Genomic DNA, 19,550 nt, shown 5'->3' with positions numbered 1-19,550 from the left:
GGGGATATAAACAGACAAAGCTGTTAGTTATATGATTGCTTCCGGCAGAAGCCCCAGCTCCCGTGCCTTAACAATGAGTTCAGCTCTGGAGTTGACATTCATCTTTCTAAACATTTCAGTTAAATGTCTCTCTATGCTTCGTTGGCTTACAAGCAGTTCATCAGCAATTGCTCTGTTGCTTTTTCCTTGCGCAATTTTGACAAGGATCTCTTCTTCTTTTTGTGTCAGGCGTATCTCACCCATGTTCTTTTGTGTTGGTTTGATTTCTGTCCGCCGCAATTGGGGTAAGAGGCTGAGCGGAAGCACTACTTCATCATCAATGGCACATCTGATCGCCCGTATCAGTTGTTGTCGGGATGCTGTTTTGCTGATAAAACCTGACACACCTGCTTCAACCAAATAGTTGAAATGGGGAGAAATCTCATGACCGGTCAAAATCAACACTTTTGCTTCGGGATGAATTTTTTTGATCTCCCTGGTTAACTCCATTCCATTAACACCAGGCATTTGCAAATCTAACAAATAGATGTCATAAGCTCCAGTGTGTATCAGTTGTTTGGCATCTTGACTTGAGGTGACCGCATCGGCTGTTAGTCCAGGTTCCTGATTAATTATGGCCTTTGTCTCTTCGGCGACAACTTTATGGTCATCCACGACAAGGATCCTCACTTTTCCCCACCTCCAGACCACTCGTTTTCATTGTAAGGAAGGTGAATATGAACGGTGAACCCCTGCCCCGGTGCAGATTCATACTCAATCTTTCCATCAAGGCTGAGTACGCGCGCTTTGATGCCAAATAATCCTATGTTTCCTTTGATTGCATTGATGTTTTCCATATCCATGCCTATGCCGTCATCCACATAATGCAACTGAATCTGGTTTTGATCACTGCTTAAGTAGAGGGTGACGTGAGAGGCTTTGGAATGTTTTTGGGCGTTATTTAATAATTCCTGTATAATCCGGTACAGGACCAGCTCCACTTCCTGAGGGCATTGGTTTGCCAGTTTATCAACGTTTAACTCTAACAAAATGTTAGAACGCAATTGAAACTTTTCCTGCAGATGTAAAAGTGCTTCCTTCAATCCCATTTCTGCCAAGAAGGGTGGCCGTAATTGATGGCACGTTTCTCTGGTAAGATAAATCGTGTCTAGCAGTTGTTCTTCGATGTCATGGAACATTTGCGTTAATTCGTCAGATGACTGTAAACGAAGCTTTTCTGTTTTTCTCTTGAGCAATAACAACTCTTGCAGAATCGTATCGTGCAGGTCAATGGCTAATTGTTGTCTTTCCTTTTCTGACCATTTGAATAGCAAACGGGATGCCCAGCGGGAGGTGGGTTTTTCAGCTATAGCAGCTAATTCTTTCATGATGTCTTCCATTTTTAATAAGTTTTCGATGACCAGGCTGGTATAATAGGCAATAGTGGACAGCCAGTCCTTTTGTTCTCCGTTTAATGGTCCATAAGACTGACCTAGTAATAAATGGTAGCTGTGTTGAGACTCGCCTATGACGACAGCGAAATAAAGTTTATGTTGAAGGATCGTTCCAATCTGCAACGGTGACTGTCTCACTTTCTCCAGAAAGTCAAGCCATGTGGTGTCTCCTTGGTGGCCATGTTGACTGACAGCATGACCGTCTTTGGCCAATTCCGCATGAAAGATATTTTTTGTACCGATGACATCTTTTACCTCGTGCTTGATGCTCTCCACAACCTGATCCAGGCGATGGTGCTTTTTGAGCCGTTCACTCACTCTGTACAAACTTTCTTGGTAATATTTTTTTTCCGGAAACAGCTTGGCCCTTAGTTTTCGGTCTAAGTACGCTTTCACAAACAAAAGCAAACATGAGGCCGCGTAAATCAAGAAGAAAAACTGCAGAATATCAATCAGCTGATTGTTATTCTGCATAAACCAAAAGTCAATAAGGGTCACGATTAGCGCTGGGAAGAAGGCAAGACTGCCATAATAACTGAGCCGGTGAATGGTGAACTGTAATTGGAATAAACGGTCGGTACACAGCAAATACAAAAAGATGGCAGGAAGCACAAAAATAAATACAATAGCCAACTCGGCGGGGATGATGCTTTTTTCGATTAAAGCCATAGGCAATGCATACAGGAAGACAAAAGGAGCCAGTGACACACCCAGAGCCCACAAGATTCCTTTTATTGTTTTCTGTTTCAGATCTCTCTGGAGAGAACGAAGTCCTTTACCTAACAAAAAGAGCAGGATGGCGATGAGAAGCAAAAACGTTGCTAACAATAATCGCCTGTCATCAATATGAATGTCTAACCAAGGATGAACAACCGTTGTTAGAAAGGAAGCCAAACTGACTGCATAGAGGGCAAAGAGTAGTTTTTTATTAAACCAAACTTTGTGATCAGCCTGAAAGTTTAGGTAAATAAAATGCAAAAACACGACAGGGGTGAGCAAAAAGGTTAAAGATAAGACATGCTGACCAAGCACATCTAATTTGGCTGATAAGCTGGCACTTAAATAACAAAGGCCCAAGAGCAGAAGGAAATAGATCAGTATCCTCACACGTTTTTCATGCCCCTGGGATCGATACAGGAACAGGCTCAGGCCCAGCATACAAACCAGAAAGGTGGTGGGTAAAAACACATAAAATAGGTACTGTTCCGCAAGCTGAGGAGAATGTGAGATGATGAAATGCTTAATTTCGCTTCCCCGTTGGATGGTCAGCGTGTGAGCTTGCTCAATCTCTTGATATTGAGGGACCGTAAAGTGGGATAACGGATCTTTTCCATCTACTTCAATAATCACATCATTGATATTGATATCATGGTGCATGGCCCAGCCAAAGTTATAAATATCGCTGACAATCACTTTACCATCGTTTGTTTCTAGGACAAAGATTCCCACCAATGGCTGGTTGATATTTTTAACGATTAAAAACAAAGAGAACAAGGCAAAGAAGATCATCATGAGAATGATGACTTTCCCCTTTAAGCTGCCACTCATCTTTTCCTCCTAACTCATGTCCAATATTTGCTAATTACAGTTCCCTCTTGGCTAAAAACTTCTATTATTGCCTTGATTTCTTCCTCATTTAATCCAATCAAACAGGTTGAGCCATTTTTCAGTTTCTCTAATATCTCAGGATGTTGTATTAAAAATTGAATGATTTCATGCATCTCCATCACCTCTACGTTTTTAAATTAATTTTTTTAATAGTGACTTATATTTAGCAGAAACGTTCAACTTTTCGATATACTGATAGGCCTTTCCTTTATGTATTTCTATCATGACCCTGGCATAATGGATGGCCCCTTTATGTTCCACCTCCTGGATAACGGTTTCTTTTTTCTCGTACAGCTCACGGTAATCGAGCTGGCCGGAGTAATAACTTTTCAACAGATTATCAGTTTTGTCGTTAAGCATGTACCATACTGGCAGCGATATTTTCTTTAACCTGATGTCACTCTTTCTATCCCAGTCATACAAGTCTTGAAGGTCGTTTTTGATTTGAGCCACAATGCCCATGTTCAGGGCATAATTTTCAATGATAGAGAAGTGTTCCTCTGCATCTGCCAAAATGGCGCCCAACATACAGGCTAAGCATATCAAGGAACCTGATTTGCGCTTGATCATATATAAGAGATCTTCCTCTGTTTCAATCGCGTGGGTTAAGTCTATATGCTGTCCACTCAGACTGTTTAACAATTTGGAGGAGACGTAGGACAGCAGTTTCACTTTTCTTTCCTCTTCGATTTTCAGATCCGTGATCATTTTTTGTCCTAACAGCAAAAGACTTATAGCCAAGTGCAAGGAATATAGTAGCTCGGTTTGGGTCCAAGGTGCTTCTGGCTGATCCTGGTCTTCTACATCATCCAAAATGTCGCCAGCAAGAACCAAAATCTCTACCGCCGCTGCAGCTTTTACCACTTCCTTTGAACGTTTGGCAAACATGTCATGGTGTATGAGGGTTAGACGGCCGAATGAAAAGTTGCTTTGGCTTTGGTGGTATTTCAGTGCCTCCAAGGCCATGTTTTTTAGTGATGGAACGGACAAATCTGTTTCAATAGACGTGATCATTTTGTTAAAAATCAATTCCATTTCCTTCATCAGCACAACGTTCTTATTTACTAATTTATTCCCTTATTAAACATAATACTACTACATATGTACTAATATTGCTATACCAAATGGGCAAATATTCCCTTTTTTCATTCATTTTCAACGCAGGCCACAAAAAAATGCGGAATACTGCCACAATTTGGCGGTATTCCGCAACATATTTACGGTGAAAAATTTCAAAATTTACTTTAATATGTAATTGAAGTCACCACCAAACTAATTTGCAGAGTAACCGGTGGTGACTAGTTACGACCCACTGCAAAGAATCTACATGTGTTCAGTCTATTAATTCCTAAAATACAGATTCTTTGTGAATGGGTCAGTTTGTAAGGAAAGGGGGAGTAAATTGTAAAGAAGCACTACATTTGTACGGAACTTCACCAAAACAATATTACATAAAATCATTATATCAAGGAGGGTTTGATATGTTAAGAAAAAAATGCATTCTAACTTTTGCAATGTTTGTTATTGCCTTAACACTTTCAGGTTTTTCTTTAAACAAAGCTGCAGCAGAAGAATTCAATGTTTCTCCGATGATTATAGAAGATAAAAATAAAAATAACAAGGATATTGGGACACTTGGTACAGTAGTAGGTTCTGCCGGAGAATCCTGGGTATATTTAAATCGGGTAAGTACACTAAGATCTCAAGCTTCATTTGGAGCCCGATCTTTCGTTGGTACAATGGTAAATGTTACTTGGACACTTACCTACTCTGACGGAAACCGGAAATCAGGGACTAACTTCCCAATGAGTACTGTTTGGACAAACACCCATTACCAAAGTCATTCTCGAAGTGGTATTATTACAGTTACACTAAGTGGTACAGCTATAACCTCTGATGGCAAGGTATTAGTACTACTTAATCCAACTGATGCTGCTTATATTTATTAATAGGTTTATTTTGAAGACCCTCTATATACAAATACTATGCAATAAAATTAGGCTCAGGAGACGTGATATTCTCCTGAGCCAAAAATACTAGACAATTCTGCAGTAGGTGTCGATCATGATACAGATAAAGAATTTAGCCAAATCATTTAGAAAGCATCGTGTTCTCCTCCCTATTGATGACCTTCACATTGAACAGGGAGTTTGTGTCATTCTCGGCCTGAATGGTATGGGGAAGACTACATTAATGAAAATTTTGGTCGGGATTCTCCCCCCAGATCAAGGAATCGTATTATATAACAATAAAAAAGTGCAAGAGTCGGTTTCACAAATTGGTGTTGTGTTTGATCAGCCGCTAGTCTACCCTCATTTGTCAGGGCTTGAAAATTTGGAGTACTTTAACCATTTCCGGGAACAGCCGGTTTCCAAACAAAGGATATTGGGCTTAGCTGTTGAATGGAATATTCCCCAAGATAATCGGCCAGTTTCAACATACTCACTAGGTATGAAGAAAAGGTTAGGCATCGCTTTATCCTTACTGGGTGATCCAGACTTTTTATTTTTAGATGAGCCCTTTAATGGTCTAGATTTTGACTCACAGGAAAAACTCCTCCAATTGATAAACTGTTATGATGAACAGGGAAAAACTGTGATACTGATTTCTCATGACTTTGATTTAGCATTAAAGTTGGCCGATCATATTCTTTTACTTCATCAAGGACAATTAATCCAGATTAATGACATTGCTCAAAGCCTGTACCCTTTCATTCAGGTACATATCCATATCAATGGGCGGATGGTTCCGGATGAACTGAATCCATACATTAATCAATCCCGTGTGTTGAAGGAAAAAATGGAGATTGTTGTTTCAAAGCAGAATGAAGAGATGGTTGTTAATAAATTGATTTCTAGTGGTTTGATCATTAACAGTATAGAGAATAAATGTCCTTCACTAGACAGGATGATAGAACATCTGGCAAAAGGGGTAAGGAAATGAAACTGTTGAAGGCCGAATGGATCCGTCTAAAAAAGAAAAAAGCAATTTATATTTTGCCAATGATACCAATGATAAGGGGATTTTCCTTCATCTTTAGTCACTATGTATTCGCTAATGAGCTTCATCAAATGGAACCGGATCCACAGGTTCCCTTTTCAGGGGAATCTTTTACGATTCTGCTTCATTGGCTACGCTTTGATCATATTTTTGTCTATACAATGGAAGATATTCTTTCTACAATCTACTTTTTTCCACTTGTATTGGTGGGAGTGTTGTGGATCTATGACGATTTGAAACACAACATTTTACCCCGGGTATCAGTTCTACACAGACAAAAAGCCCGTTATTTTGGAAACAAAATCATATCTTTAGTACTCTATTATGCAGTTGTGTTGCTGTTCTATTTATTGACATTTACTATGACATCTCTACTTATACCTAACGTCCCCGCAGGAGAGCTATCGGTCCTTTTATCGGCGGATACGGCTAAGGCGTTTTTCATTTATTATATTGCGTGTGTTTTTTGGGGAATAGCCGCCATGTTGATCACATTTGTTTTTAATTCTGCGATTGCGGGAGCCACCATCGTCCCTTTTTACCTGCTGGTAGAAAGGGTATTTACTGCTGCAACATCACATACTTTTCAACTTCCATGGCTGATGTACGTTAACAGCTACTTACCTTGGGCTAACTTTCAGTCCTTATTTGTTTACGCATTTACAGACAATTGGTTTTGGAATGACCTGTCAGAACCCGGTCCATGGCTTGTGTTATCATATCCACAGCCTGGCATGTACCGGCTTGAAGAAGTGACCCAAGGTTTTATGCTTCCGGTTCCTTATCTGGCTTCAATATGGTTTCTCATTACTGTCATCGCTGTTTATTTGGCTGCCATAATCTATTTATGTTGGCGGTTGTATCTGTACAGAATGGCTAAGTCATAAAGGAGACTGATAAGGTGAGATTAAGCAAATGGTTTCTTTTGTCCTTTTTTGTCATGGTCCTTGTGTTAGGTATGGGATATATGTGGCTTGGTTTAAGAACTGAAGCAAATCCCCATGTTGTGCAAGATTATCTGGAGTGGTTTGAAGTCATGTTAGAACAGCAGGATCCATCGTTGGCTCCTCAAGTGATTGCCTATGTGGGAAGTGAAAGTCTCACCCATCAGGAACTGTGGACAGAAACCGCAACTCAAAAAATACGAACGATGGAATATGAACGAAAGCGAGGCGGGCTTGAGATAGAAACAACGCTTAGTGAAGTTGATTATCAAGCCGCATTTACATCATTACTGACAGATTTAACATTAGTCTGTATAGCAAAACATGATAAGAATATTTTAATTGAGAAAGAACAAGCATGGGAATGGAATCAAAGGATTATTGAAGCCGAGCTTACAGCCGATGATGGTGACAATCCCGATATCGTCGCCATTGCTAAACTTCAACGGCAATATCCTCAGTTATTTGAAGACAAATGGCTTCGTTCCTATGTCAAGAAAGAGCTGTTTGAAATGCTGAATGAAGAGCACGGACTGAACGAATCGAAATCAGAGGAAGCGGCCAATAAGATTAGTCAACTCATCCAGGAATTGTTGCGTGATGGAAAGGAAAAGTGTGCTATCAAATTGACATCTGATGCTCCTGACTTTCTGGTTGTTCCCGATGACCTTCCTTATGAAGAGTAAATCTAGTACTTGCGATCCAAAAGTTGTAATTAAAAATGACACAAAATGGCGGGTTTCCGCCAAAAATATGCGGTGCAATATGCATAGATTTGTTATAGGATAGGAATGGGATGTTAATACTGCATTACTTTTGTAGAATTGGTAGCTAGTTAATCCCCTCTTTCATTCATAAATTGTGGTGGCTTGTACTTGCCATTAATTTGTGACAAGTACAAGTCATTTCGTTTTTGAATAAAAAATATTAAAAAAACTTAAATTGCAAGATTAAATGCAACGACCCCACAGTAATCAGCATATGGTTATGATAAAGCCAAGTTTCGTAACTCTTCATTAAACGCATTGTTTGGGGAACGATAGGCTAAAATCTTCCTGGGGAGGGTATTACACCAGTTCTCTACATAGATAATGAGCGATGGATCGATATCATCAATGGACTTGCCTTTTGGAATAAAGCGACGAATGGGTCCGTTGTGACGTTCATTGGTTCCACGTTCCCATGAGGTGTAAGGATGGGTGTAATACACCTGGGATTCAAGCGCTTGACTGAGTTCACTGAATTCAGCTCCATTGCCTAAGACGGTATCGATTTCCCAGTGACCGAATTCCAGACGTTCATCGATATGCCGGGGTCGCTGTTCAATGCTTGTGCCGAGCATCTTCTTATGTTGCCGTGTTCGCTTCTTCTTAGTGTTTCGGGACACTTTCAACGGCAGATCAATGTTCTTGATTGGAAGCAGACCAAGGTCGATATAGCGGTACAGGGTCTTCGTGCAAACCGATTCACCATCGAACAAGTGCTGGGTCTTGGCATAGCCGCAAACAGCATCCGGAGACCAGTGATCCTCACGGATCTTCTGCACGGCGAAATGAATGAAATCCATGGTCTTGGCCAGCTTATACTTCGCCCCGCAGCGGGAACGGTTCGATTCATAGACCCGTTGACCCACATCGGCAAAGTAGGCTTGATACTCGGTCAGATCAGACCGTCACTGCGTCACGGTTCCTCGTTTCAACTCACGGGAGATCGTCGACTTATGACAGCCGATGATGTCTGCGATTTCTTGCAGTGACTTTCCCTGATTGCGAAGCGCTTGAATCTGCCCCCGGTCAAAAACGGATAGATGCGAAAATGTACGAGTTGTGTTATGATGAGTGCGAGCCATGGTATTCCTCCTGTTATGTATGGGTTTTCGTCGACTTCATCATAACGGAATTACCGTGGCTCTTGTATATTTATTTTGTTGCATTTAATTTTACAATGAACGAATATTAAAAAAATAATTAATATTGAAATGTAGTTATATTATGGATAAAGGATATGAATAAAGGACGTCTGCATGATGAGGGAGGCCTCTCGATGAAACCTTCCTTAAAATGTTTATTTATTCGTCCTCTTGTAGAGCTTGATTGATCTACACAAAAACATTTATATGATCCTACGTGTAAAGGGGATTAGGGGAAAGTCCAATTTAAAAATAAAGTGAAAGAAGACTTTCGAGATGACATGAAACGGACCGTTTGATGAAATGGTGATCCTGTTGCCAGGCCCAGTGAGCATACTGCCCGCATACAATGATGACAAGGCTTACCAATTCGAGTATGATAAGGATAAATAGTGTTGTGCAAATATTTTTCTATTTATTTATTTTGCGTGCTGGGGGAGCACCGAAACCTTGTGAACAAGAGGAGCGTCTGCTATGTTTAAACGGGCACGCATTATTTACAATCCTTCGGCCGGACGGGAACTGTTTCGTAAACATATACCAAGCATACTGGAGAAGCTGGAAAGAGCCGGGTACGAGACCTCCTGTCATGCCACTACCGGTGCGGGAGATGCCATGCGGGCGGCGGAGACCGCCGTAGAACGTCGCTGTGATCTGGTGGTGGCTGCAGGGGGAGACGGGACTGTCAATGAAGTGGTCAATGGCTTGGCAGAAAAAAAATACCGTCCCCAGTTAGGCATTATCCCTGCCGGTACCACGAACGATTTTGCCCGGGCACTGGGTATTCCCAAAGATTTTGAAGCGGCTTGTGATGTGATTATTAACGGCAAGACGACCAGCATTGACGTGGGCAAAGTGAACCGGCAATATTTTATTAATATTGCCGGCGGAGGGACGCTCACGGAGCTCACTTATGAAGTGCCCAGCCGGCTCAAAACAATGTTTGGCCAATTGGCTTACTATGTCAAGGGTATCGAAAAACTAGCCTGGTTGAAGCCCACCCGGGTTACCATCACTTCTCCCAAACGAGTCATTGATGAAGAGATCATGCTGTTTCTGGTGGCCAACAGCCATTCGGTGGGTGGCTTTGAGAAACTGGCTCCCAAGGCAGTGATGAACGACGGCTACTTTGATGTGCTGGTGGTACGCAAAACAACCATGCCTGAGTTTCTGAAGATTGCCACGCAGGTCATCAAGGGAGACCATATTCATGATCCCCGTGTGATCTATTTTCAAACGGCTGAACTGAAAGTCACCTCCGCTTACCCGGTTCAGCTGAATTTGGACGGCGAACGGGGAGGAACACTACCCAGCCATTTTAAAGTGCTGCATAAACACCTGGTTTTGCGCACACCGCCTAACTAATAAACTAATAGGAGACAAGTCGTCATAATTGAATCAAAAAGTTAATAGACATAGATTATAAAAGCAATTTAGTGGGAATAATAGAATGGGAGGGTGGTTGTGGCAGGATTTTTCCCCCATAAAGAAAAGAAAACGGGGCGAATATAATAGATTAGACAAGGGCAGAAAAACATTAAGCATATGTTTAATTGACTGGAATTAAGGAGGGACAACCCATGTTATGGATGACGGAAAAGCCGTACAAAAAATGGATTGCTGGTTTGGCTTTATGGACTTTGCTAGTATTCAGTTTTGCCCTGCCGGTTTCCGCTGATGCCATCACCGGCGAAACGGTGGTGACCCTTGGTGAGAACCTGACCCAGGAACAACGCGAGCGAATTTTGGCTGAAATGGGTGTTGGTGAAGATGTGGAAATTATCTATGTGTCCAACCAGGAGGAGCATCAATATCTGGGTCAGTATATTGATGCATCCAAGATCGGTACGCGGGCGATTTCTTCTGCCAGAATTACCCTGTTGGAAGAAGGGGCTGGCCTTACGGTAACCACCAATAATATTGACTGGGTAACAGAAGAAATGTATGCCAATGCCATGGCCACGGCTGGCATCCAGGATGCAGATGTGTATGTGACCGCTCCTTTCAGAGTCAGCGGCACGGCCGGTCTGACAGGGATCATCAAAGCCTTTGAGGCAGCAGCCGATATAGAGATTGACGAAGAACAAAAGCAAGTGGCCAACGAGGAAATGGTCAAAACGGCTGAACTGGCCGATAAAATCGGCTCAGAAGAAGCGGCTGAACTGATGAGACGGCTCAAAGAAAGATTGGCTGATACCAAGCTTGAAACCGATGAAGATTACCGCAACTTAATCCGGGAGATTGCTGCTGAACTGGGTATTGAACTGACAGAAGAAGATATTGATGCCCTGGTTCACTTGTTAAAACGCCTGAAAAATTTAGACATCAACTGGGAGCAAGTTAGCAACCAGTTGAAAAATATCCGGGATAACTTAAATGAGATTCTGGACCGGGAAGAAACCCGCAATTTCTTGCGTAAAGTTCTCGATGTGATCATTGCCTTCTTTGAAAGATTAAAAGATGTCTTTTCAAGTTAAGCTGCTCGACTCCTGATAGTCCCGTTCCCCGAACAGGAGGCCCGTGACGGGAAACGTTTGTATATTTCGGCTGCAGTGATTAATAATGACGGGGCAGTGTTGGGCGGGCAGCTTAAATAAGTAATAATTCCCATGTGTTCCAGCCTCTGGGCTGGCTTTTTTGTTCTATTGGTAAACTTTTGTCCATAAAAAAGTATTGAGAAAATGCTTGTTCTATGGTTAAATCTAGTTGTGGCATAGATATAAACATAGTCTTTTAAATATACAGTTCTTATACATTTTGGATTGTTAATACATTTAATACTATATTATATAGACATAGGCAAAAATACAGAAGAGATGAGCGTGAGCAGAGCCGGAGATTAAAAGAATGGTACAAGGGGGAAATGAGATGAAAAAATCGTTATGGTTGGGCTTGGTGCTTTTGCTTATGACGATCCTGTTGGCCGCTTGCGGCTCAGGACAGCCGGCAGATACCGATGAACAAGCGGGAGAGAATAATAGTGAAACGGAAGCGGCCGGGAAACAGAAACTTATTGTCGGCACAGAAGCTTCTTTTGCCCCGTTTGAATTCTTGGACAAAGGAGAAATTGTCGGTTTTGACATTGATTTGTTAGCGGCTGTCATGGAGGAAGCGGGATTTGAGCATGAAGTGCGCAATTTGGGTTGGGATCCGCTCTTTGTTGCCGTGCAAAATGGAGAAGTGGACCTGGCTATCTCAGGTATTACCATTACCGATGACCGCCTAGAAAGCTATGATTTTACCCGTCCCTATTATGAATCCACCCACATGATTCTCGTCCCTGAAGGTTCCGATATCAAAAGCGCCACTGACTTAGTCGGTAAAAAAGTGGGAGTGCAAAACGGGACGACGGGACAATTTGCCGTGGAAAAAATCCTCGGTGAAAACCATCCCGATATTTTGAAGTATGAAAGCTCTGCTGTGGCGATTATGGCCTTGAAAAACGGAGATGTGGAAGCCGTTGTCACTGACAACGCCGTGGTGAACGAATACCTGAAGAACAATCCCAATGATAACTTAGTAGGCCTTGAAGACCCCGAGAACTTCGAATCTGAATTTTATGGCATCATGTTCCCTAAAGGCAGCGAACTGACAGAGATTTTCAATGAGGCCTTAACTACCGTGATTGAAAACGGGACTTATGCTGAAATCTATGAAAAATGGTTTGGTACAACGCCAGATGTTGAAACACTCTTAAATGCGGAATAGGGCAAGGCAAACGGATGTTGGTTAATTATGCTGTTTGGCGTAACGTGTATGCGTTACGCTCTTTTTCTACCTGGACTTTATTTTGTGTTTTATAAATTATTTTATAAATCGAGTGACTAAAAAGGAGTATTATGCTTATGTCGCCGGAAACTGTTCTAATGTCTGTGGAAGCCTTTTTAACCGAAATGTTTAATTTTCGTCTGCATGTGATCAGTGCTTATCTTCCGTTTTTTATCAAAGGCACTTTGCTGACGATTGGGATTTCCCTGGCAGGGGTGATATTCGGAACCATCTTAGGCTTGTTTATTGGCTTAGGCAAAATGGCCTCCAATCGATTACTCCGTCTTCCCTTTGTATGGTATATCAACTTCTTTAGAGGAACACCACTCTTAGTTCAGATCTTGCTGATCCATTTTGGTCTGATGCCCATGCTGATGAATCCTGTTAATGCCGTTGCTTCGATCATTGTCGCTCTTGCTTTGAACTCTGCTGCATATATTGCTGAAATCTTCCGGGCCGGGATCCAATCCATTGACCGGGGACAGATGGAAGCTGCCCGTTCACTGGGCATGACACACACCCAGGCCATGCGTTATATCATTTTGCCTCAGGCGTTTAAGCGCATGGTGCCTCCTCTGGGGAACGAATTTATCATCTTATTAAAAGAATCGTCCTTGGGTGCCATCATTGCCGTCCCTGAGCTGATGTACTGGGGAAGGGCAGCCCAAGCCCAATACTTTGCAGTATGGGAACCTTATCTTATGGTGGCCCTTATCTATCTTGTTTTAACGCTCAGCTTAACGCACCTGCTGAACTATGTTGAACGGAGGCTTAAGACAGAATGATCAAGGTGACCAATCTGAAAAAGTCGTTTGGTGATCTGGAGGTTTTGAAGGGAATCGACATCGAGATTAAACCGCAGGAAGTGGTGGTTGTTATCGGTCCGTCCGGGTCGGGAAAATCAACGTTTTTGCGCTGCTTAAACCTTTTGGAATCGATTACGGATGGACATGTGTATATCAACGGGGTGGACCTGGCAGACAAGAAAACCGATATTAATCAAGTGCGCAAAGAAGTGGGGATGGTTTTTCAACAATTTAACCTATTCCCCCACATGACGGTTTTGGAAAACATTACGCTGGCGCCGGTGAAGGTGAGAAACTGGCCGAGGACCAAGGCAGAGGAAAAAGCCATGGCCCTTTTAAACAAGGTTGGTTTAGCGGAGAAAGCGGGAGTTTATCCCGACTCCCTGTCTGGGGGACAAAAACAGCGTGTGGCCATTGCCCGAGCGTTGGCCATGGAACCAAAAGTGATGCTGTTTGATGAGCCCACGTCAGCCTTGGACCCTGAGATGGTCGGGGAAGTCCTGGCGGTAATGAAACAATTAGCCCAGGAAGGCATGACCATGGTTGTGGTCACCCATGAAATGGGTTTTGCCCGTGAAGTGGCTGACCGGGTTGTGTTTATGGATGAAGGGGTCATTGTGGAGGAAGGCAAACCCCAGCAACTGTTTAACAATCCACAACATCCCCGTACACAGGCATTTTTAAGCAAGGTGTTGTAGAAAAGCGCTTGTTGTTCAAACCTATACGGACCTAACGAACAAAGAGCTGTCGCAGGGACAGCTCTTTTGCATGGGAGAGGCTCAGCTGTTTTTAAGATCGGCTGAAAGCTGGTTTATGAAGAATGGACTTGTTGGCTGTGGGACTTTTGCATCACTCTTTGTTCCCACTTTTCTTCGATCTGTTCCAGCCACTCCTTGTTGCTCAGGATATCCGCTTTATACTGGTCAATCAGCTGGGCAATGGAATGAGCCGCTTTTTTTCTGGCCATGAGTATTTCCTCCTTCAAATTGTCTTGTTCTGTTAATTGGTTGCATTATCATCGTATTATTAGTCTGACCATTGTGCTAAATTTTTAAACTATTTAAAATGAAATTTTTGAGGCGGTTTTTATACAAATGCTTGATTGCTTGAGTAAGTATGCTAAAATCCGTGGAGGATAATAGTGGATGTATGTCCAATGTGGGAAGACAATTGAAAGAGGGAACAGTCTATGTCTAAAAAAATACAGCTTCCGGTACAGAAAAATGATGAAGTAGAGCTAAAGATACATGATCTCAATCACGAAGCAATGGGTGTAGGCCGTTATGAAGGATATACCTTGTTTGTCAAAGATGCCTTGCCCGGCGAAGTGGTAAAAGCAAAGGTCCTGAAGACAAAGAAAAACTTCGGCTATGCCAAAGTGTTGGAGATTCTAGAGCAAAGCCCGGCGCGCATGAAACCGCCCTGTCCGGTCTTTGCCCGTTGCGGGGGCTGCCAGCTGCAACATTTAGCCTATGAGGAGCAGCTGAAATATAAGCAACAGCTGGTGAAGAACGACCTTGAACGGATTGGCGGTTTGGATTTAAACAAGGTTAACGTTTACCCGGTGATAGGCATGGAGAAACCGTGGCGTTACCGGAACAAAACGCAGGTGCCGATCGGGGAAGAAGAAGGGGGACTGATTGGTGGATTTTACCGCCCGCGCAGTCATGACATTATCGATATGGAAGCCTGTCTGATTCAGCATGAACAGCACGATCAAGTCATTCAAAAGGTAAAGGAAATCGGCACACGCCTCGGGATCCCGGCGTATAACGAAGATAAGCACAGCGGCTTGTTGCGGCATGTGGTAGCCAAGTACGGCTTTGCCACTGGTCAATTGATGATTGTTCTGGTCACCAATGGAGAGCACATCCCTGCCAAGAATAAGTTAGTAGATGAACTGGTGTCCGCTTTTCCCAATCTGAAAAGCATCGTTCAAAATATTAACACCAAGCGGACCAATGTGATTTTTGGCGACGAGAGCAAAGTTTTGTGGGGAGAGCCTTATATCTATGACAAAATTGGCGATATCCGTTTTGCCATTTCAGCCCGCTCCTTCTTTCAGGTCAATCCGGTGCAAACCAAGGTATTGTACGAAAAAGCCATGGCCTTTGCCGGTTTAGAAGGGCATGAAACGGTGATTGATGCTTATTGCGGCATCGGCACCATCTCTCTGTTCTTGGCCCAAAAAGCAAAGCAGGTGTTGGGGGTGGAAGTGGTTCCCGAAGCTGTGGCCGATGCCAAGCGGAACGCCCGGCTGAATGGGATGACCAACGTGCAGTTTGCCGTAGGCGAGGCAGAGAAGATCATCCCTTGGTGGCGGGCGCAAGGCATTAAAGCCGATGTCATTGTCGTTGATCCCCCGCGCAAGGGCTGTGATGAGTCTCTATTAAAAACAATCATTGAGATGAAACCGGAGCGGGTCGTGTATATCTCTTGCAATCCATCCACATTAGCGAGAGATATCAAAATCTTAGAGGCTGGCGGCTTTGAAACCAGAGAGGTTCAACCAGTAGACATGTTTCCGCATACCAGCCACGTTGAGGTGGCAGCCAAACTTGTTGTGACATACTCCCACCACCTGCGCTAACGCTTAGAGGTGGAGGCTTCTCGGGTAATCCCATCTCATGATGGGAAGTTGACCGAGCGATCCCCGTGTGCCCCACGGTTCGAGATCCATTCAGGCAGTCCCTAACTTTTTCAGACCTTCCTTTTTGATATTGATGGCGGCGTTGGTGTCTCTGTCTGCCACAAAAATACGAACGTTTGTTTGATTTTATTTTACCACACTCATCATATTGAGGCTACATCAAACCGACACTCATCTCCCACTTTCGCTTCGCTTAGAAGTGGGAGACGTCTGTCGGAGGTAAGTTAAACACTTTTGTATCAAGTTAAACGATTCATACTTCATTCACTATAAGTCACTCCACAGTTAATGCCGGGAAGTGCGGAACAACTTCTTCCCCTAATTCTTCAACCACTTCTTCAACAGGACGTTGGCCATATTTTAAGTTAATAATCACATGGTTCACACCCGCGATTTTAAGACTTTCTATAAATTCAATGAGTGGATTGCGCCCGATTCGGAACCCTAAATGGATAGGGACTGGCGGATGATTCGGATCCTCGGTCAAATCTACATATAAGGATTGACTGAACGGTTTAAACTGACCGGTCTGAGCACGCCAATTTTTAATCAGCTCCGCTTGGAATCTTAAGTTTCTGGGATAATACAGCCAACCATCACTGTTTTCGGCAATCCATTCCACGGATTGAGAGCTGTGACCAGTCACCAACACCGGAATGTCCAACAAGCGCGGTTTAGGCAAAAGATCCCCGTTCGTCAGCTGGACCCGTGGTGACTGGATCGCAGGAAAGTTTTCCTTCCACACTTTTTTCATGACCATGATGGCTTCTTGAAACAAAGTACTACGCTGTTCAGGATCAACGGAGAAGGCAGGAAATTCGATAGGGCGATCTCCTGTTGCCACCCCGAGAACCAGGCGTTCGCCGGAAATTTTGTCGATGGAAGCAGCTGCTTTGGCCACATGCAAAGGGTGACGCAAGGTTAGAATAATACTTCCCGTGCCCAAAGCAATGTTGTCTGTATGGGCGGCGATATATCCTAAAAAGACCCAAGGATCATAAATTTGGCCCACATCCCCAAAATAAGGATCATGTAACGGAACATCTCTAACGAACAATGCAGCAAAATTGAGCTCTTCTGCTCTTTTGGCCAGTTTCATTTGCTGGTCAATGTCCATTTTTGGAATGCTGCCCTCGTATGATTCAATGGGAAAGAACAACCCAAGAGTAAGATGATTTTCTTTAAACATGCGTGAATATCCTTTATGCTTATCAAACGGGTTCATCATCATCCCTCCACATCTTTATCATAAATTTCCGAGAAGACCCCCACTTCTAAACGAAGTGTAAGTGGGGGATGAATCGGGACAAACATATGTTTTCCTTCTGAAACAGAAATGGTATATTAAAACCGGGAGGGAAAATCTATGCAGAAAGCGTATCGTTTTTGGTATTAAGGAGCTAATTGCGATGTTTGGGAAGCCAGACGGGACAAGGGATAAAAGACAAGTCAAAATAAATTTTCCCCCATCCTGGTATGATTAAATCAACATTTGACGGACAGGTCAGCGCTAATAAAGAGAAATCGACCCCAACAAAAAGCAGAAATAAAAAACAGGCCACCCCGCCTATGGTAAAATAGAGGTAACCACACCCAATATAGGAGGGATGCCTGTATGGCCATTATACCACAACTCACCCTGTTTGCGTGGGAAGACATTGAAGAATTGGGGGACTTAGAACGTCTATCTTTGGTCATGGAAACCATGCCCGATGAGGCATTGATGCAGACTCTGGAAGCCGAACGTGGTCGGGGGCGCAACGACTATCCCATCCGGGCCATGTGGAATTCCGTGTTAGCCGGGATCGTCTTTCAGCATGAAAGCATTGAAAAACTGCGCAGGGAACTGGCCCGCAATGGGCAACTGAGACACCTGTGCGGTTTTCAGGGGCAAGTGCCGCCAGCCTGGGCATACACCCGGTTTTTCCAAAAACTCCTCCACCATGCCGATCTCATCCAAGACATGTTTAACCAACTCGTTCAGGAACTGCGGCAGCTGCTTCCGGACTTTGGGAAGCACTTGGCCATGGACTCCAAAGCTATCGCCTCCTATGCCCGGCACAAAAACAAAAATGGTGCACGTGACGGGCGACGGGACACCGAGGCCACTTATGGCGTCAAAACCTACCGGGGGCAAAACGAAGATGGGACGACGTGGGAGAAAGTGGTGCGCTGGTTCGGCTACAAGCTGCATCTGATCGTCGATGCCGTCTATGAACTGCCCATTCACTACAGCCTCACCCAAGCCCATGAAGCAGACATCACCGAAGCCCACCGGATGATCGACCACCTGGAAGAGAGCCACCCCGAGATGTTAGAGAACGCGGAGACCCTGGCGGCCGACAAAGCCTATGACGACACCAAACTGATCCGGCGCCTGTGGGACGACCATCAGATTAAGCCCGTCATTGACATTCGCAACAGCTGGAAAGACGGCGAACAAACCCGTCTTTTAGACCCATGGGAGAACGTGGTGTATACCTACAGAGGCCAGGTGTGCTGTGTCTGTCCGGAAACAGGAACCGAGCGTCAGATGGCGCATGGCGGCTTTGAGAAAGACCGGAACACCTTAAAAAAACGCTGTCCAGCCAAGCAATACGGCATCCAATGTCAGGGGATGAGCCAATGTCCAGTGGCCCAGGGGATACGCATTCCCTTATCCAAGGATCGCAGAATCTTCACGCCCATCGACCGGTCCAGTTATGCCTGGGAAAAAGCCTACCGTAGACGGACAGCGGCAGAGCGAGTCAACAGCCGGTTGGACGGCTCATTTGGTTTGGAGAAGCACACCATCCGTGGAGAGCAGAAAATGAGAGTCCGCTGTGGCTTAGCCTTATGCGTCATGCTGGCGATAGCAGTGGGACGGATCAAAGCGAACCAGGCGGAGAAGATGCGCAGCCTGGTGGCCTAAGATTAAACCAGGACAGGCAAACTTATGCCCATGTGAATCAATGAGACAAAAAAGTCATCCACAAGTGAATCATTGTGGATAACAGGATACGTCTGCCCTTTTTTAGGGAGGATCTGGGGATAACGACCGTCCGGTTATTCAAAAGCCGCGCCATGTGGTCTTAGGCAGGCGACAATTTGCTCTATGGGTTTGTTACGTTTGTTTTGACTACAAAAGGAAAAGGGTACATCGCAAAAAGCTCGTATTAAGTCAATAGAGTAGACACAAAAAGTAGAGAGTTTAGGCCACTTTTTTACTAGATTCATAGTACATGCGTTGGTATTCAGTGGGAGTGTGATACCCTATCGAAGAATGAATTCTCTTTCGGTTGTAGAAAAATTCTATATACTCATATATCCGCTTGATGGCTTCTTCACGAGTCTTAAACTTTTCTAAGTAAATCAACTCTTTTTTGATGATGCTATGAAAGGATTCAATACAGGCGTTGTCATAGCAGTTCCCCTTTCGGCTCATGCTTCCGA

Annotated in this window: 18 protein-coding genes and 1 pseudogene; 11 read left to right on the top strand and 8 right to left on the bottom strand. The window is 43.8% G+C overall.

The window, feature by feature from the left end; translation table 11 throughout:
• Positions 1 to 27: 27 nt before the first annotated feature.
• Genes IEW48_RS11075 through IEW48_RS11060 form a run of 4 tightly spaced genes read right to left on the bottom strand, consistent with a single transcriptional unit; the run spans position 28 to position 4,085 of the window.
• Positions 28 to 669, bottom strand: coding sequence for a response regulator transcription factor (locus IEW48_RS11075; protein ID WP_188623806.1), 642 nt, complete (start codon positions 667 to 669; stop codon positions 28 to 30).
• On the bottom strand, positions 666 to 2,981 hold the full coding sequence (locus tag IEW48_RS11070; RefSeq protein ID WP_188623805.1) for a sensor histidine kinase: 2,316 nt from the start codon (positions 2,979 to 2,981) through the stop codon (positions 666 to 668). Before IEW48_RS11070 ends, IEW48_RS11075 begins: the two co-directional genes overlap by 4 nt.
• Positions 2,982 to 2,995: 14 nt before the next feature.
• Complete coding sequence (gene comX / locus IEW48_RS11065) at positions 2,996 to 3,154, bottom strand: competence pheromone ComX (protein WP_188623804.1); 159 nt, start codon at positions 3,152 to 3,154, stop codon at positions 2,996 to 2,998.
• A 19-nt stretch (positions 3,155 to 3,173) separates the two neighbouring features.
• Positions 3,174 to 4,085 (bottom strand): polyprenyl synthetase family protein, encoded by a 912-nt coding sequence (locus IEW48_RS11060; protein ID WP_188623803.1) that lies wholly within the window; start codon positions 4,083 to 4,085, stop codon positions 3,174 to 3,176.
• A 437-nt stretch (positions 4,086 to 4,522) separates the two neighbouring features.
• On the opposite strand from IEW48_RS11060, the gene IEW48_RS11055 reads away from it, so the two are divergent.
• From IEW48_RS11055 to IEW48_RS11040, 4 genes are all read left to right on the top strand, one after another.
• On the top strand, positions 4,523 to 4,990 hold the full coding sequence (locus tag IEW48_RS11055; RefSeq protein WP_188623802.1) for a hypothetical protein: 468 nt from the start codon (positions 4,523 to 4,525) through the stop codon (positions 4,988 to 4,990).
• Positions 4,991 to 5,105: 115 nt separating this feature from the next.
• Positions 5,106 to 5,984 (top strand): ABC transporter ATP-binding protein, encoded by an 879-nt coding sequence (locus tag IEW48_RS11050; protein ID WP_188623801.1) that lies wholly within the window; start codon positions 5,106 to 5,108, stop codon positions 5,982 to 5,984.
• Complete coding sequence (locus tag IEW48_RS11045) at positions 5,981 to 6,928, top strand: hypothetical protein (RefSeq protein WP_188623800.1); 948 nt, start codon at positions 5,981 to 5,983, stop codon at positions 6,926 to 6,928. Before IEW48_RS11050 ends, IEW48_RS11045 begins: the two co-directional genes overlap by 4 nt.
• A 14-nt stretch (positions 6,929 to 6,942) precedes the next feature.
• Complete coding sequence (locus tag IEW48_RS11040; protein ID WP_188623799.1) at positions 6,943 to 7,671, top strand: hypothetical protein; 729 nt, start codon at positions 6,943 to 6,945, stop codon at positions 7,669 to 7,671.
• A gap of 299 nt (positions 7,672 to 7,970) precedes the next feature.
• Here IEW48_RS11040 and IEW48_RS11035 read toward each other — a convergent pair.
• Positions 7,971 to 8,834 (bottom strand): annotated as a pseudogene (locus IEW48_RS11035) (IS30 family transposase).
• Positions 8,835 to 9,368: 534 nt separating this feature from the next.
• Here IEW48_RS11035 and IEW48_RS11030 point away from each other — a divergent pair.
• From IEW48_RS11030 to IEW48_RS11010, 5 genes are all read left to right on the top strand, one after another.
• Complete coding sequence (locus tag IEW48_RS11030; protein ID WP_188623798.1) at positions 9,369 to 10,259, top strand: diacylglycerol kinase; 891 nt, start codon at positions 9,369 to 9,371, stop codon at positions 10,257 to 10,259.
• 215 nt (positions 10,260 to 10,474) lie between these two features.
• Positions 10,475 to 11,371 (top strand): DUF1002 domain-containing protein, encoded by an 897-nt coding sequence (locus tag IEW48_RS11025; RefSeq protein WP_188623797.1) that lies wholly within the window; start codon positions 10,475 to 10,477, stop codon positions 11,369 to 11,371.
• Between the two features lie 391 nt (positions 11,372 to 11,762).
• Complete coding sequence (locus IEW48_RS11020) at positions 11,763 to 12,602, top strand: basic amino acid ABC transporter substrate-binding protein (RefSeq protein ID WP_188623796.1); 840 nt, start codon at positions 11,763 to 11,765, stop codon at positions 12,600 to 12,602.
• A gap of 185 nt (positions 12,603 to 12,787) precedes the next feature.
• Positions 12,788 to 13,447: an amino acid ABC transporter permease gene (locus IEW48_RS11015; RefSeq protein ID WP_042684109.1), complete on the top strand. Its 660-nt coding sequence runs from the start codon at positions 12,788 to 12,790 to the stop codon at positions 13,445 to 13,447.
• On the top strand, positions 13,444 to 14,166 hold the full coding sequence (locus IEW48_RS11010) for an amino acid ABC transporter ATP-binding protein (RefSeq protein ID WP_007502895.1): 723 nt from the start codon (positions 13,444 to 13,446) through the stop codon (positions 14,164 to 14,166). The genes IEW48_RS11015 and IEW48_RS11010 overlap by 4 nt, the downstream gene beginning before the upstream one ends.
• 113 nt (positions 14,167 to 14,279) lie before the next feature.
• Here the strand turns inward: IEW48_RS11010 and IEW48_RS11005 are convergent, their stop codons facing one another.
• Positions 14,280 to 14,435, bottom strand: coding sequence for an FbpB family small basic protein (locus tag IEW48_RS11005; protein ID WP_007502894.1), 156 nt, complete (start codon positions 14,433 to 14,435; stop codon positions 14,280 to 14,282).
• 222 nt (positions 14,436 to 14,657) lie between these two features.
• Between IEW48_RS11005 and rlmD the strand changes: the two genes are divergently transcribed.
• Positions 14,658 to 16,058 carry a 23S rRNA (uracil(1939)-C(5))-methyltransferase RlmD gene (gene rlmD / locus IEW48_RS11000; protein WP_188623795.1) on the top strand — a complete coding sequence of 467 codons (1,401 nt, stop codon included), beginning with the start codon at positions 14,658 to 14,660 and terminating at the stop codon, positions 16,056 to 16,058.
• 334 nt (positions 16,059 to 16,392) lie between these two features.
• Here rlmD and IEW48_RS10995 read toward each other — a convergent pair whose 3' ends face one another.
• The gene (locus tag IEW48_RS10995; RefSeq protein WP_188623794.1) at positions 16,393 to 17,343 is read right to left on the bottom strand and encodes an LLM class oxidoreductase; all 951 of its coding nucleotides are present in this window, start codon (positions 17,341 to 17,343) and stop codon (positions 16,393 to 16,395) included.
• 390 nt (positions 17,344 to 17,733) lie between these two features.
• Here IEW48_RS10995 and IEW48_RS10990 point away from each other — a divergent pair, with 390 nt between their 5' ends.
• Positions 17,734 to 19,029 carry a transposase gene (locus IEW48_RS10990; RefSeq protein ID WP_007505391.1) on the top strand — a complete coding sequence of 432 codons (1,296 nt, stop codon included), beginning with the start codon at positions 17,734 to 17,736 and terminating at the stop codon, positions 19,027 to 19,029.
• Between the two features lie 279 nt (positions 19,030 to 19,308).
• Here the strand turns inward: IEW48_RS10990 and IEW48_RS10985 are convergent.
• Positions 19,309 to 19,550 (bottom strand): integrase core domain-containing protein (locus IEW48_RS10985; protein WP_188623793.1); only part of this gene is annotated, 242 nt, incomplete at its 5' end.

The sequence above is a fragment of the Caldalkalibacillus thermarum genome (assembly GCF_014644735.1).
Lineage (GTDB): Bacteria > Bacillota > Bacilli > Caldalkalibacillales > Caldalkalibacillaceae > Caldalkalibacillus > Caldalkalibacillus thermarum.
Note: the sequence above shows the minus strand (reverse complement) of the source record. Positions and strands in the feature narration are given on the sequence as shown.

What these genes read in the sequence shown, in the direction of transcription:
- rlmD (WP_188623795.1), top strand. Translation starts at nt 14,658, where the DNA reads ATGTCTAAAAAAATACAGCTTCCGGTACAGAAAAATGATGAAGTAGAG.
- IEW48_RS11020 (WP_188623796.1), top strand. Translation starts at nt 11,763, where the DNA reads ATGAAAAAATCGTTATGGTTGGGCTTGGTGCTTTTGCTTATGACGATC.
- IEW48_RS11025 (WP_188623797.1), top strand. Translation starts at nt 10,475, where the DNA reads ATGTTATGGATGACGGAAAAGCCGTACAAAAAATGGATTGCTGGTTTG.
- IEW48_RS11070 (WP_188623805.1), bottom strand. Translation starts at nt 2,981, where the DNA reads ATGAGTGGCAGCTTAAAGGGGAAAGTCATCATTCTCATGATGATCTTC.
- IEW48_RS10995 (WP_188623794.1), bottom strand. Translation starts at nt 17,343, where the DNA reads ATGAACCCGTTTGATAAGCATAAAGGATATTCACGCATGTTTAAAGAA.
- comX (WP_188623804.1), bottom strand. Translation starts at nt 3,154, where the DNA reads ATGCATGAAATCATTCAATTTTTAATACAACATCCTGAGATATTAGAG.
- IEW48_RS11045 (WP_188623800.1), top strand. Translation starts at nt 5,981, where the DNA reads ATGAAACTGTTGAAGGCCGAATGGATCCGTCTAAAAAAGAAAAAAGCA.
- IEW48_RS11050 (WP_188623801.1), top strand. Translation starts at nt 5,106, where the DNA reads ATGATACAGATAAAGAATTTAGCCAAATCATTTAGAAAGCATCGTGTT.
- IEW48_RS11030 (WP_188623798.1), top strand. Translation starts at nt 9,369, where the DNA reads ATGTTTAAACGGGCACGCATTATTTACAATCCTTCGGCCGGACGGGAA.
- IEW48_RS11015 (WP_042684109.1), top strand. Translation starts at nt 12,788, where the DNA reads ATGTTTAATTTTCGTCTGCATGTGATCAGTGCTTATCTTCCGTTTTTT.
- IEW48_RS11010 (WP_007502895.1), top strand. Translation starts at nt 13,444, where the DNA reads ATGATCAAGGTGACCAATCTGAAAAAGTCGTTTGGTGATCTGGAGGTT.
- IEW48_RS11060 (WP_188623803.1), bottom strand. Translation starts at nt 4,085, where the DNA reads ATGAAGGAAATGGAATTGATTTTTAACAAAATGATCACGTCTATTGAA.
- IEW48_RS11005 (WP_007502894.1), bottom strand. Translation starts at nt 14,435, where the DNA reads ATGGCCAGAAAAAAAGCGGCTCATTCCATTGCCCAGCTGATTGACCAG.
- IEW48_RS11055 (WP_188623802.1), top strand. Translation starts at nt 4,523, where the DNA reads ATGTTAAGAAAAAAATGCATTCTAACTTTTGCAATGTTTGTTATTGCC.
- IEW48_RS10990 (WP_007505391.1), top strand. Translation starts at nt 17,734, where the DNA reads ATGGCCATTATACCACAACTCACCCTGTTTGCGTGGGAAGACATTGAA.